Raw genomic sequence first — 13,680 nt, 5'->3', positions numbered from 1 at the left:
AGGCCCGCCGGAGTGTGGATAAAAGCACCGGAGCCACGTTGTGCTCGTTAGACTAGAGACCGTGACTGCTTCCAAACTTACTGCTTCAGATAACTCCAACACCCTGATGGTCATCGATGGCCACTCGATGGCCTACCGCGCGTTCTTCGCGCTGCCAGCCGAAAACTTTCAGACCGCTACCGGCCAACACACCAACGCCGTCTACGGTTTCTTATCCATGTTGCTGGCCATGATCCGCGAGCAAAAACCCACTCATGTGGCTGTAGCCTTCGACTTAGAAACTCCGACGTTTCGGTCGGAACAATATCCGGAATACAAAGCGGGACGCGATAAAACTCCCGAGGAGTTCTACGGCCAGATCGACCTGATCAAACAGGTCATGGACGCTTTGCAGATCCCTTCCATCGAAGTTGATGGGTATGAAGCAGACGATATTGTGGCTACGATGTCGACTTCTGCAGCCGAAGCTGGCTGGGACGCCCGCATTGTCTCCGGCGACCGCGATACATTCCAATTGATCAAAGACAACGTCACAGTCTTGTACCCGATGCGAGGGGTGTCAGAGCTACCACCTTTTGACGCCGATGCCATTGTGGAACGCTACGGTGTCACACCACTGCAATATCCGGAACTCGCGGCCCTGGTGGGGGAGAGCGCTGATAACCTGCCCGGTGTTCCTGGTGTTGGCCCGGGCTTCGCTGCACGCTGGCTGAAAAAATACGGCAGCCTCAAAGGCATCCTCGACAACATTGACGACATTGGCGGAAAAAAGGGCGAAGCCCTGCGCGAGAACCTCGACCAGGTTAAACGTAACCGAGAGCTCAATGCTCTGGTGACCAACCTTGAACTTCCCATCACGCTTGATGAAGCAATCTTGGTAAACCCAGACCGCAACATGGTGTCTGAGCTCTTCGACGCCTTGGAGTTCGACAACATTCGCAATCGCGTCTTCACGACATTCGAGCAACACCTGGGCTCATCGGAAGAGCCCGAACCACCCGAAGAAATGCCCGAAACAGCTGTGATCAACGACGTCGAGGCATGGCAAACGTTCTTGACTGACATCGATCAGCGGATCTCGGTCTTCTTCCATATCAATCCGCCCGCCACCATCACACGCCGGAAGATTCCTGCTCCAGGGGACTACGGCGAGATTCGTGCGCTCGGTTTAGCCACGGCCGACACCACCGCAGTCATTGACCTTGACAACGCTAGCGCCGAGTTAGGTTCCGCAGTCACGCAGTTCCTGAGCGATCCCGAGTACTCCAAGGTGGTCTATGACCTCAAAGCGACCCTGAAGGCCTTGGCTACGCCACCTTCGCAATCTGTGCTGGAACCTTTGACAGATGTGAACACATCGCTGGTGTCGGTGGCAGACGATGTTTTACTATCTGCCTACATTCTGCAGCCCGATCGTCGTGGCTATGAGTTAGCCGATCTGGTCCAGACCTATTTGAAAACTCGGTTGGAAACTGTAGCCCCCACCGAAAATCAGGGTCAGCTAGAACTCGAAGGCTTTACCGACGATAACGCCGAGCAGCTCGCGCAATACGCCCGGAACGCCTGGATGATTCACCGGTTGAATGAAGCCATGGATGAGGAACTCCAGCAACGCGAAGCCGTCGGTTTACTCCATGACCTTGAAATCCCACTCTCGGTAGTGCTGGCAAAAGTTGAACTGATTGGCATCGGCACCGACCGTCAGCGCCTCGACAGTCTCCTGGACGGCTTCACCAACGAAGTTGAGAAGGCACAAGAATCTGCTTTCGCCGCTATCGGTGGTCAAGAGGTCAATCTGGCTTCACCAAAACAACTTCAAACGGTGCTGTTTGACACGTTGGACATGCCCAAGACCCGCAAAACAAAAACCGGGTACTCAACCGACGCCGATTCGCTGGCCGACCTCCTAGAAAAAACTGACCACCCGTTCTTGCACAATCTCATGTCATACCGGGACGCGACGAAACTGCGTCAAACGGTCCAAGGACTCTTGGATTCCATTGCCGAAGACAACCGCATTCACACGCGCTTTTCTCAAACGGCAGCGGCTACCGGGCGGTTGTCTTCTTTGAACCCGAACCTCCAGAATATTCCGGTTCGGACACCTGCTGGCCGTCAGATTCGTGACATTTTCGTGGCGGGATCGAATCCGTATTCAGACGAGACCACCACGCTGTTGACGGCAGACTACTCGCAGATCGAAATGCGTATTATGGCCCATATGTCCGAGGACGAAGGCCTCATCCAGGCCTACCGGGCTGGGGAAGACTTACACCGTTTCGTAGGCGCCCAAGTCTTTAATGTGGAACCCGAAGACGTCACCACCTCTATGCGTGACAAAGTTAAAGCTATGTCCTATGGCTTGGCTTATGGTCTGAGCTCTTTTGGACTGTCGCGGCAGCTGCGAATTTCGGTCGACGAAGCCCGCGAATTAATGACCACGTACTTTGATCGCTTTGGGGCAGTCCAACGCTACCTGCGGAATGTGGTTCGCCAGGCGCGCAAGGACGGCTATACCCAAACTATGTTGGGACGCCGTCGGTATCTACCGGACCTGCAGTCCGATAACCGTCAGCTTCGCGAGATGGCAGAACGCGCCGCTCTGAACGCGCCCATCCAGGGCTCTGCGGCGGACTTGATCAAAAAAGCGATGCTTGGTGTCCAGGCCAGACTTGAAGCCGATGGTCTTAAGTCCCGCATGATCCTGCAGGTCCATGACGAACTAATCCTAGAAGTCGTTGACTCTGAAATCGATGCAGCAGAACAGATCTTGGTTGAAGAAATGTCGGCTGCAGCAACGCTGACTGTTCCACTGGACGTTCAGGTTGGGAAGGGGTATTCCTGGCATGAAGCAGCCCATTAGACCGGCAGAACCCCATGCTGACAAAAATACTGTCAGTAAAATTGCGTGGAAGACGCATGATTCCGCCATCAGAGCGCTATGAAGTGAGCACGTCTTACGTTGATTTTGACAGGACGAATACCGTAGTATATTAAACGCTGCCAATTTCGGCGCAAAAATGATTGTGATGCAGCTCTGTTTGCTGCGTTATAAAACGAAGTAAGTTTATCAACCATATTAATCCATATCGGAGTCCCTACTACATGACCACTACTAGCAACGCCCCGCAGGTCGCTGTAAACGACATCGGCTCAGCTGAAGAATTCATGGCTGCTGTCGATGAGACCATCAAATATTTCAACGATGGCGACCTGGTTGCAGGCACCGTCGTCAAAGTCGATCGAGACGAAGTGCTACTCGACATCGGCTACAAGACAGAAGGTGTCATCCCTTCACGCGAACTGTCCATCAAAAATGACGTCGATCCAGATGACGTCGTTGAAGTTGGCGATTCGGTTGAAGCCCTGGTTCTGACCAAGGAAGATAAAGAAGGCCGCCTCATCCTCTCCAAGAAACGCGCACAGTACGAGCGCGCTTGGGGCGACATCGAAAAGATCAAGGAAGAAGACGGTGTAGTCACCGGTACCGTGATCGAAGTTGTCAAGGGTGGTCTGATCCTCGACATCGGCCTGCGCGGCTTCCTGCCCGCATCCCTGGTCGAAATGCGCCGTGTTCGCGATCTGGCACCATATGTCGGTCAAGAGCTCGAAGCCAAGATCATTGAACTGGACAAGAACCGCAACAACGTCGTGCTCTCACGTCGTGCGTGGTTGGAGCAGACCCAGTCCGAAACCCGTTCGAACTTCCTGCAGGCACTGCAGAAGAGCCAAGTTCGTACCGGTACCGTTTCCTCGATCGTCAACTTCGGTGCATTCGTGGACTTGGGCGGCGTCGACGGTCTGGTTCACGTTTCCGAACTATCTTGGAAGCACATCGACCACCCGTCCGAGGTTGTCGAAGTTGGTCAGGAAGTCACCGTAGAGGTACTGGACGTCGATATGGATCGCGAACGCGTATCCCTGTCGCTCAAGGCCACTCAAGAAGACCCATGGCAAGTCTTCGCCCGCACCCACGCTCTGGGCCAGATCGTACCGGGCAAGGTCACGAAGCTTGTACCATTCGGTGCATTCGTTCGCGTCGAAGATGGTATCGAAGGCCTCGTACACATCTCCGAGCTGGCTAACCGCCACATTGATACCGCCGAGCAGGTTGTATCGGTCAACGAAATCTTGTACGTCAAGGTCATCGACATCGATCTCGAACGTCGTCGTATCTCTCTGTCGCTCAAGCAGGCCAACGAAGGTGTCGACCCAGAAGGCACCGACTTCGACCCAGCCCTCTACGGTATGGCTGCCGACTACGACGAAGACGGCAACTACAAGTACCCAGAAGGCTTCGATCCTGAAACCAACGAATGGATCGAAGGATTCGAAGAAGCACGCGCCGCATGGGAGCAGCAGTACGCTGACGCTCAGGCCCGCTGGGAAGCCCACAAGGAACAGGTTGCCCGCCACTTGTCCGAGGCAGAAGAAGCAGCAGCATCCGGTCCAGCAGAAGCTCCTAGTGGTTCCGCTTCATACTCCTCCGAGGACGAAGAAACCCCTGTTGAAGATGCCGGCACCTTGGCTTCCGACGAAGCACTTGCCGCACTGCGTGAAAAACTGACCGGTAACTAACCCGTCAGCCCACGAGGCAAAAACATAACCGAAGGCCGCTACTCATTGGGAGTAGCGGCCTTCGGCCTTTAAGTAGTGTGTTCGAGTCAGCTCTCAAACGGCGCGGACAGCATCAATGAACGCTTTCATGAGCGCATAATCCTTCACGCCGGCTGAAGACTCCACACCTGAGGACACATCCACACCATCAGGCTGATACCGAGTCACGACCTCGGTAACATTGTCCGGATTCAACCCACCGGCCAAAACAAACCGAGCATCAACATCACGTACCCAATCCGGTATCTCAGTAAACGTACCGGTGCCGTGTGAGGCATCATAGAACCAGTAGTCAAGGCCCTTTGTCGAGTGCGGGGGAGTATCAGAAGCCAATGCCAACGATGCAACATCGGCGTACTCATACAACTGGACCGTATCAACCGCGTCTCGGACCGGTTCGACCTGATCTAGTGTAAGCCCCACCGCGAATGTCTCAATCCGGCCCGCAGCATGTTCTGCGAGACGACGAGCGGTCTCGACGTTGACCAGGCGCTGAGATTTCGGCGCCCGCATCAGTCCCACGGCGTCATAGCCGAGATCGATGGCCCATTCCAACTGCTCAACATCCGTGATGCCGCAGACTTTTACGTAGAGGTCCGACATATCCCTATACTTTCTGTGATCGGGTAATAATGAAACGCTGATTGCGAGTAATCTGTTCCGTTGGCCCCACCAGCTTCGTCAACGATTTTCGATACCCGCGGGATGCATTAAAAACCGTCCACAAGATGCCCCCGGGTTTCAACACGCGTGCGGCTTCGGAAAAGAGAAACTGCGCGATATCACCGGTAATTTCAGTGCCATCATGAAACGGTGGATTCAAGACAATCGTATCGACCGAGGCATCTCCAAGCGTGACGAGCCCGGATTGATGGAGCACGTCCACGTCGTCGATATTATTGGCAGCCAGAGTCGCCAAGGTCGATCGGACCGCTGAAGCAGAATCATCGGTCGCGACGATTGCTACATCCCGCGTCTTCTTGGCCAATACGGCAGCGATGGTGCCGTTACCACATCCCAAATCCACTGCGGTGCTCCCCGCCGCAAAGGAATCCACAGCTTGCGTGAACAGTGTTTCGAGTAAGAATCGGGTTCCTGGATCCAATTTGGCTGCACCAAATGTTAGCCCGAAAGCGCGAAGTTCAAGCGAGGCAGAAGCAATCGTGACACTGTTTTTTCTGGGCATGCGCGGTGGACCGTGACCGATCACGGGCTTCGGTGAAGCGGCACGCAAGGCTCTGGCCTTGTGATAGCCCCGCGATGCCGAGACATCTTCGAATACAGCCGCCAGCACATTATTCATCGAAAAATTCAGGTGCCGTTGTAACTGTCCCGCCAATAGGAGCACCCGCGGATCTGCCCAGGCAGCAACCTGCCAGGCGAGTTCTTCCAACGCTTCTAGGGGGCGTGCGAGCCGATATACCACCGTGGCCGCACCGTTGAGAGCCTCGGGACTTAGGCTGGTAGCAACCGTCCCGGTGACCGGTGCTTGTGCCGCACCCAAAGCCGCTGAATCCTGCACGAAGCGCACATCAAGGTCATGTTTCACAGCCCAGTCGCTCAATGCACCGGTGGCATCATTGATCACCACAATCGGTGCGGTTTTCCGCCACGGCTCCGCTACGAAGGTCTCTTCGAGCACGCGCAGCAACATCCGATCCACATTATCGGGGGCAAACAGCTCGTTGGTCATCGGGCCACATCCTGCCACTGAGTACCAATGGCCACGCCCTGGGACTCACCGGCGGTCATCGAGGCTAAGTGGCCGTTAAAGTCTGCCAGTGCGTTATCGGCGTCATCCAAGCCCACCGTCACGGTAGCCGCGCGACCAGCGTATTCAGTACCCAAGACCTCATAGTGGGCCGACCGGAGCTCGTTCTCTACGCGTCCCACGTCGGCGTGCGGCGCCTCAACGGTCACCACCAGCATTCGCTTCCGGACAATCAGCGGCGTTTGTTCCAATGCGGCGACCGCAGTATCTGAATATGCGCGGACCAGACCACCGGCACCAAGTTTCACCCCGCCAAAATAGCGCACCACAATGGCACAAATATCCGACACATCCGAGAATTCTTCGCCGTCATGCACCGCCCGGTAATTGGTCAGGGCCTGGATCATGGGCATACCGGCTGTGCCCGCTGGCTCGCCGTCATCAGAGGACCGCTGCACGTCCCGATCTGCGCCCAGGACAAACGCGGGCACAACGTGCGTTGCCGCGTGATGTTCGCCCCGTACCTCATCAATCCAGGCACGAGCTTCGTCTTCAGAATCCACGCGACGGATCATACCGATAAACTCAGAACGGCGGATATCTAAGGTGACCTTCACTAAATCGCGGTGAGCCACCACGGTATAACGTCTATTACGAGCAGAATCGGCATGTTGCATGTCCATAAGTCTACCCAGGAGAACTCATGCGTCATCTCGCCCTGACAGGCGGCATCGGATCCGGAAAATCCACCGTTGCCACGTTCTTCGCCGAACGCGGCGCAACCATTATCGACGCGGACGCAATTTCACGCGCCGTCATGGAACCAGGCCAACAAGTCCTCGCCGAAGTCGTGGAAACGTTTGGGGAGCATCTCCTCGATGAAGCCGGTCGGTTGGACCGTGCCGCCCTGGCCAGTATCGTGTTTAACGACGACGCTGCCCGCGAGCGGCTCAACGGTATTGTTCATCCGGCCGTACGAGCCGAATCCGCCCGACTGCGCGAAAAGGCACTGGCCGCCGATCCGGAGCACGCCGTCATTATTCAGGACATTCCGTTGCTGGTCGAAACCGGCCAGTCAGACCAATTCGATGGTGTCATTGTCGTAGACACCCACCACGACACCCGTTTGCAGCGACTGGTTGAGGCCCGCGGCATGAGTATCGAGGACGCCACTGCACGCATTGCTGCGCAGGCCACCGATGCCCAACGCCGCGAGGTGGCTGACTGGCTGATCGACAACTCTGGCACTCTGGCCGATACCGAAGCCCAAGTCGACGCCGTGTGGGCGCAGTTGTCCGAGAACCAATGATCACAACGCGTTCACAGGTTTTCACCCCGAACGCGATGGCGCGCGTCGTCATCGGTTGGGTCGCTGTTCTCGTCTTGGCTGCCACACAACACCTCCTCACTCCACCGGTTCCTAGCGTCACGCTCGCCCTCGTTTTGGCCGGCGTCGTGGTCATCATCACGGTGTGTTCCTTCGGCGTGGTCACGCAAGCAGAACAACTTGCCCGGCGCATGGGGGACCCCTATGGCTCCCTGGTGTTGACCATCTCCATTGTGCTCATTGAGGTGATCCTCATTTCGGCGGTGATGCTCGGCCCCGGCGACCACACTACTATCGGTCGTGATTCGGTCATGGCCGTCTCGATGATCATCCTGAATCTGGTGGTCGGTGCAGCCGTATTCATTGCCACACACAAGCACGGACCGCTAGGCCACAACCACACCGGAACCGCTAGCTATTCGGGGATGCTCATCATGCTGTTGGCACTAGCATTCGTCCTCCCAGCCCAACTGGACCACCAGGGGACTTATCCGCCCGGAGTGGCCATCACCATCGCGGTGGGCACCCTGCTGAGCTATACATATTTCTTGTACCGGCAAATGTTTCACCAGCCACATCATTTTGCCGAAACCGATCCAATGAGCATCGCTGCCTCGCGCGGTCATAGCTCCGGGGGTGCCGATGACGATACCCCGTCACCGCGTCAACCGATCGGTGAAATTTTCCGGGCACACCGCGCAGAAATACTGCTGCGTATCCTGCTGCTGGTCATCACCGTCATCCCGGTGATTATCCTTGCCCAGCACATGGCCGCCCTGCTTGATGATGGCTTAGGCCGCACGAATTTACCCATTGAACTGGCCGGCGTCCTGATTGCCGCTATTGTGTTCCTCCCCGAAACAATCACGGCACTGCGAGCAGGATTGGCCGGCGAAATGCAACGCGTCATTAACCTCTGCCACGGGGCACTCGTCTCTACGGTGTCATTTACGATTCCGGCGGTGTTACTGATCGGATTGGCAACCGGGCAGACCGTAGTCCTCGCCGAATCCGCCGTCAATATTGCGCTGTTGGCAGTTACTATGCTGGTCACCATCACGAATTTCTTGGCGCCAAAACTCACCGTAATGCACGCATTGCCGCACCTGATACTCTTCGTGGTTTACGTGCTGATGCTCTTCAGCTAACCCTTAGCCAGCGGGCGAACAGGTGGTCACGCCATTCCGACAGGCGTAACATGTGGGTCATGAGTATGGCCCGAGAGATTAACCGTGTTGTTGCGCCCTTTAAGGTAGAGGCCCCCTACGAACCTGCCGGGGATCAGCCCCAGGCTATTGCTGAACTCGCCGAGCGGGTTGACGGCGGGGAAAAAGATGTGGTGCTGATGGGTGCCACCGGTACCGGTAAATCTGCCACGGCGGCCTGGTTGGTGGAACGCTTGCAGCGTCCCACACTCGTGCTGGTGCAAAACAAGACCCTCGCCGCACAGTTGGCCAACGAATTCCGAGACCTGCTGCCCAACAACGCCATCGAATACTTCGTCTCGTACTACGACTACTACCAGCCTGAGGCGTACGTACCGCAGACCGATACGTTCATCGAAAAAGACTCCTCCATCAACGAAGAAGTCGAACGCCTCCGCCACTCGGCTACTAACGCACTTCTGACCCGTCGCGACACGCTGGTCGTCGCCACCGTTTCCTCAATCTTCGGTTTGGGTACCCCCGAGGAATACATCGCTCAAATGGTGACCGTGAAAGTCGGCGATCTCATGGACCGCGATGACCTGCTACGCCAATTCGTGCAGATGCAATATGCCCGTAACGACGCTGACTTCCACCGGGGCACCTTCCGCGTCCGCGGTGATACTGTCGAAATCATTCCGATGTACGAGGAATTAGCCGTACGCATCGAATTCTTCGGCGATGAGATTGACTCCATCCAAACACTGCACCCGCTCACCGGTCACATCGTTCGAGAAGAGGAAGAAATGTATATCTTCCCTGCCTCGCACTACGTTGCCGGTGACGAGCGTATGACTCGCGCCATCAAAGATATCGAAGACGAGCTGCGGGTACGGCTTGCCGAACTTGAATCCCAGGACAAGCTCCTGGAAGCCCAGCGCCTACGTATGCGCACCACGTACGACTTAGAAATGATGCAGCAGATGGGCTACTGCAATGGCATTGAAAACTACTCACGTCATATTGACGGGCGGTCTCAAGGTTCCGCCCCGCACACACTGATCGACTATTTCCCGGATGATTTTCTGCTGGTGATCGACGAATCACACGTTACTGTTCCACAAATTGGCGGGATGTACGAGGGCGACGCCTCGCGAAAGCGCACCCTCGTGGACCACGGGTTCCGATTGCCCTCCGCTTTGGATAACCGTCCCCTGAAATGGGACGAGTTCCTGGAACGCATCGGTCAGACCGTCTATATGTCCGCCACCCCGGGCCCCTATGAACTGTCACAAGCCGATGGGGTAGTGGAGCAAATTATTCGTCCGACCGGTCTCCTTGACCCGCAGATCGTCGTCAAAGAAACCAAAGGACAAATTGACGACCTCATGGACGAAATCAACCTGCGCGTCGAACGCAACGAGCGCGTCCTGGTGACCACGTTAACTAAACGCATGGCCGAGGACCTCACCGAATATTTGGTGGAACACGGTGTCAAAGTCCAGTACCTCCACTCCGATGTCGACACCCTCCGACGCGTTGAGCTCATGACCGAACTCCGCAAAGGTGTCTTTGACGTACTAGTAGGTATTAACCTCCTCCGTGAAGGGTTGGACCTGCCAGAAGTCTCGCTCGTATCGATTCTGGATGCCGATAAAGAGGGCTTCCTCCGATCAAACCGGTCGCTCATTCAGACCATCGGTCGTGCAGCTCGTAACGTATCGGGCGAAGTCCACATGTATGCGGATAAGGTCACAGCCTCCATGGAATTTGCCATTGACGAGACGAACCGTCGTCGTGAAATACAAATTGCGCACAATAAGAAGCACGGCATTGATCCGCAACCATTGCGGAAGAAGATTGCTGATATTACTGATCAGCTCGCACGTGAAGACGCAGACACGCAGGATTTGATGTCCGGGATGGCCGGCATTAAAACTGGCTTCGACTACGGCATGGGCAATCGCGGTTACACAGCCACCATTACCGAAGAACAGCAGCAAGCGAACATGGCTTCGGAAGACGGTAAGGTTGCCAAACTGGCGGCAGTGCCGGCGAAGGATCTCACGGATCTCATTCAGCAAATGTCAGATCAGATGCACCAAGCAGCCATCGATCTCAACTTCGAGCTCGCCGCACGGCTGCGTGACGAAGTCCACGAGCTCAAAAAAGAGCTTCGCGATATGCAACGCGAGGGCCACGCATAAACGACCCTGGCGCGCTTGCCCCCACGTCTCAAGAGGAGTCTTTACCAGCGCCGCATTGCTGATATAGTCAATGCCGAACAAGGGAGTATCCCAGAAGTTCCGCAGACGTCAGCACGTCGAACATCGCTGTTCGGCCGGATGCGGGCCCCGTTGTAAACGTCGGGGGAGAGACTTGTGGGCTAGAAGTTACCTAAAATTAGGAAGGACTCCCTTCATATGGAGATCACCGGTGTAACCTGGGGCATCACAATTGCTGTGATCATCGGCCTCATCCTCTTCGACTATTTCTTCCACGTAAGAAAAGCTCATATCCCCACGCTCAAAGAGGCAGCACTTTGGTCGGCAATTTATGTCGGCATTGCCCTGGCATTTGGTTTAGTTTTCTTTGCCTTCGGGGATACCGACCACGCTATTGAATATTATGCGGGCTTCATTACTGAAAAGGCATTATCGGTAGATAACCTGTTCGTCTTTATGATCATTTTGACGAGCTTCAATGTGCCGCGGCAGTATCAACAAAAGGTGCTGCTCTTCGGTATCGCCTTCGCTCTGATCAGCCGGACGATCTTTATTCTCGCCGGCGCAGCGATTCTTGAAGTCTGGACCGACGCATTCTACATTTTCGGTATTTTCCTACTGATACTTGCCGGTCAGCAACTGAAATCCGAGTTTTCTTCGGCGGATGAAGCAGGCTCCGAAGCCGACAACTTCATGGTTCGCTTCGCCCGGAAGATCTTGCCGGTTTCAGAACAATACGATGGCGATAAACTCATCACTAAAGTTGACGGTAAGCGCCTGGTCACACCGATGCTCTTGGTCATGGTTGCTATCGGCGCCACCGATATCATTTTCGCAATCGACTCCATCCCCGCCATCTATGGACTGACGCAAGAGCCATATATCGTCTTTACGGCAAACGCCTTTGCGCTGCTGGGTCTACGCCAGCTGTACTTCTTGATCGATGGCCTATTGGACCGTCTGGTCTACCTCGGTTACGGCCTGGCTGCGATTCTTGGCTTTATCGGCGTCAAGCTCATGCTGCACGCACTGAGCCAGAACAACCTGCCATTCATCTATGACGGTCAGGACGTTCCAGTCGCTGAGCCGTCCACGGGCATGTCCCTGTTGGTCATCATTGGGATCCTGATACTCACCATCGTCTGGTCGCTCGCAAGTCCTCGCGGTAAGGCACTTCGTGCGCTGCAAAACGCCGAGAAGTTTGCACACCGTTACTCACAGCTCGCCGAGGATACCTCCGTAGAGGAACGCAAGGAAGCTGCAGAGAAGATGGACTATTGGACTCAGCAAGCGGAAGCAACCGAACACCGCTATCTCGAGGAACTCATTAAGCACAAAGACCAATGGTCTGCCATCATTCGAATCGCACACGAAACCCGGCTCGAAGACGCGAATCACCGAGGTATTCCAGCCGTAACCTCGCAAAAAATCGTCACTACAGACGGGCCTGTCTTGGCCCCTGACACTAACGGAAAATCCTCCGAAGAGTCGAAGGGATCCAACCTCAACGACTAGGCTGTCGTAGTTGTTCGTTGCTCGCCAAAATAAATATTCTCTGGCGAGCAACGCATTTAAATGGCCTGGTGAGCTTGCGAAATTCCCGAATTCTTTTACTCAAGTATTCAAGTATTATAATGTGAAATATCAGCAAATACTGGGCGTTATGGGTTCTCTTTCCGCGTCTAACCCGGTATAATAAACGTATGACGGATTCCATGACAGGTGCAGCAAGCATGGCCCAGACTCGTGCCATGCTGGACATGTTGGAGCCGTCTGACTCCTCTGCGCAATGTATTGATCGGCTCCAAACGTTGGCACGGCTAAAGGCTCGGATCGCTGCGTTAGAGGTCGAGGAAATCGCAGAGCTAGAACAACACCGCCATGAGGAAGAAGCCGCCCGCGGTGTCCCGCAGTCCAAGCGCGGCCACGGCCTCGCTGCGGAGATCGGATTAGCTCGTGGTCAGTCTCCGGCGCGGGGTAGTAAGCATGTAGGAGTTGCCCGCTGTCTGGTGCAGGATATGCCCAAAACGTTCAATGCTTTGGCGTTAGGTCAGCTTGATGAAGAACGTGTCCAGGCTGTGGTTAAGGAAGTCTCCTGGCTTCCACCCGAGCACCGGACTGCAGTGGATGAGCTGATTGCCGGGCAGTTTGAGGGGCTTGGGCCACGGAAGTTGGCTGGTAAGGTTCGGGCGCATGCTGAACGGTTGGACCAACACGGTGCCGTTGAGCGCAATGAGATCGCCTATTCAGAGCGCCGGGTCACAGTGCGTCCCGCGGCGTACGGGATGGCGTGGGTGACAGCGTTGGTATCCACCCAACAAGCCGTAGGTATTCTGGCGACTCTGACCAGGGATGCCAACAGTGTTGTTAATTCCGGTGAGACGGCTGATCCGGTCGATCCTACCGGTCAGGCGCGTTCTCACGGCCAGATTATGGCTGACCTGTTCGTCCAACGCGTCAACGGGCACGCACCAGCTGCGGTGCCGGCAGAAGTCCAAGTGGTCATGACCGATGAAGCACTCTTCGCTGACGGAGACACCCCAGCCTGGGTCACCGGCCACGGCCCCATCCCAGCCCGGCTGGCCAAACGATGGCTAGCAATGCCAGAGACAGAGGTTTTCCTGCGAAGGGTCTTTGCTCGGCCGGGTGATCACC

At 55.5% G+C, this 13,680-nt stretch carries 10 protein-coding genes; 7 read left to right on the top strand and 3 right to left on the bottom strand.

What is annotated here, in order from left to right:
* Positions 1 to 40 precede the first annotated feature (40 nt).
* Together polA and rpsA are read left to right on the top strand one after the other, a co-directional pair.
* Positions 41 to 2,863: a DNA polymerase I gene (gene polA, locus L0H14_RS02630; RefSeq protein ID WP_367618755.1), complete on the top strand. Its 2,823-nt coding sequence runs from the start codon at positions 41 to 43 to the stop codon at positions 2,861 to 2,863.
* Positions 2,864 to 3,105: 242 nt separating this feature from the next.
* Positions 3,106 to 4,578, top strand: a complete 1,473-nt coding sequence (gene rpsA / locus L0H14_RS02625) for a 30S ribosomal protein S1 (RefSeq protein ID WP_301417350.1) — start codon at positions 3,106 to 3,108, stop codon at positions 4,576 to 4,578.
* A 93-nt stretch (positions 4,579 to 4,671) separates the two neighbouring features.
* On the opposite strand, the gene L0H14_RS02620 is transcribed toward rpsA, so the two are convergent.
* From L0H14_RS02620 to L0H14_RS02610, 3 genes are read right to left on the bottom strand one after another with little or no spacing between them, the layout of a single operon-like run.
* Positions 4,672 to 5,220 carry a hypothetical protein gene (locus L0H14_RS02620; protein ID WP_301419525.1) on the bottom strand — a complete coding sequence of 183 codons (549 nt, stop codon included), beginning with the start codon at positions 5,218 to 5,220 and terminating at the stop codon, positions 4,672 to 4,674.
* A gap of 4 nt (positions 5,221 to 5,224) precedes the next feature.
* Complete coding sequence (locus L0H14_RS02615; protein ID WP_301419524.1) at positions 5,225 to 6,310, bottom strand: class I SAM-dependent methyltransferase; 1,086 nt, start codon at positions 6,308 to 6,310, stop codon at positions 5,225 to 5,227.
* The gene (locus L0H14_RS02610) at positions 6,307 to 7,011 is read right to left on the bottom strand and encodes a YigZ family protein (protein WP_301421370.1); all 705 of its coding nucleotides are present in this window, start codon (positions 7,009 to 7,011) and stop codon (positions 6,307 to 6,309) included. Before L0H14_RS02610 ends, L0H14_RS02615 begins: the two co-directional genes overlap by 4 nt.
* Positions 7,012 to 7,031: 20 nt before the next feature.
* Between L0H14_RS02610 and coaE the strand changes: the two genes are divergently transcribed.
* From coaE to L0H14_RS02585, 5 genes are all read left to right on the top strand, one after another.
* On the top strand, positions 7,032 to 7,637 hold the full coding sequence (gene coaE / locus L0H14_RS02605; RefSeq protein WP_301419522.1) for a dephospho-CoA kinase: 606 nt from the start codon (positions 7,032 to 7,034) through the stop codon (positions 7,635 to 7,637).
* Positions 7,634 to 8,803, top strand: coding sequence for a calcium:proton antiporter (locus L0H14_RS02600; RefSeq protein WP_301419521.1), 1,170 nt, complete (start codon positions 7,634 to 7,636; stop codon positions 8,801 to 8,803). Before coaE ends, L0H14_RS02600 begins: the two co-directional genes overlap by 4 nt.
* A gap of 59 nt (positions 8,804 to 8,862) precedes the next feature.
* On the top strand, positions 8,863 to 11,007 hold the full coding sequence (gene uvrB, locus L0H14_RS02595; RefSeq protein WP_301419520.1) for an excinuclease ABC subunit UvrB: 2,145 nt from the start codon (positions 8,863 to 8,865) through the stop codon (positions 11,005 to 11,007).
* 216 nt (positions 11,008 to 11,223) lie between these two features.
* Positions 11,224 to 12,540: a TerC family protein gene (locus L0H14_RS02590; protein WP_301419519.1), complete on the top strand. Its 1,317-nt coding sequence runs from the start codon at positions 11,224 to 11,226 to the stop codon at positions 12,538 to 12,540.
* A gap of 218 nt (positions 12,541 to 12,758) precedes the next feature.
* Positions 12,759 to 13,680 (top strand): DUF222 domain-containing protein (locus tag L0H14_RS02585; RefSeq protein WP_301421369.1); only part of this gene is annotated, 922 nt, incomplete at its 3' end.

Origin of the sequence: Yaniella sp., assembly GCF_030453185.1 — a bacterium.
Lineage (GTDB): Bacteria > Actinomycetota > Actinomycetes > Actinomycetales > Micrococcaceae > Yaniella.
Note: the sequence above shows the minus strand (reverse complement) of the source record. Positions and strands in the feature narration are given on the sequence as shown.

What these genes read in the sequence shown, in the direction of transcription:
- L0H14_RS02620 (WP_301419525.1), bottom strand. Translation starts at nt 5,220, where the DNA reads ATGTCGGACCTCTACGTAAAAGTCTGCGGCATCACGGATGTTGAGCAG.
- L0H14_RS02615 (WP_301419524.1), bottom strand. Translation starts at nt 6,310, where the DNA reads ATGACCAACGAGCTGTTTGCCCCCGATAATGTGGATCGGATGTTGCTG.
- L0H14_RS02610 (WP_301421370.1), bottom strand. Translation starts at nt 7,011, where the DNA reads ATGGACATGCAACATGCCGATTCTGCTCGTAATAGACGTTATACCGTG.
- L0H14_RS02600 (WP_301419521.1), top strand. Translation starts at nt 7,634, where the DNA reads ATGATCACAACGCGTTCACAGGTTTTCACCCCGAACGCGATGGCGCGC.
- uvrB (WP_301419520.1), top strand. Translation starts at nt 8,863, where the DNA reads ATGAGTATGGCCCGAGAGATTAACCGTGTTGTTGCGCCCTTTAAGGTA.
- rpsA (WP_301417350.1), top strand. Translation starts at nt 3,106, where the DNA reads ATGACCACTACTAGCAACGCCCCGCAGGTCGCTGTAAACGACATCGGC.
- L0H14_RS02590 (WP_301419519.1), top strand. Translation starts at nt 11,224, where the DNA reads ATGGAGATCACCGGTGTAACCTGGGGCATCACAATTGCTGTGATCATC.
- coaE (WP_301419522.1), top strand. Translation starts at nt 7,032, where the DNA reads ATGCGTCATCTCGCCCTGACAGGCGGCATCGGATCCGGAAAATCCACC.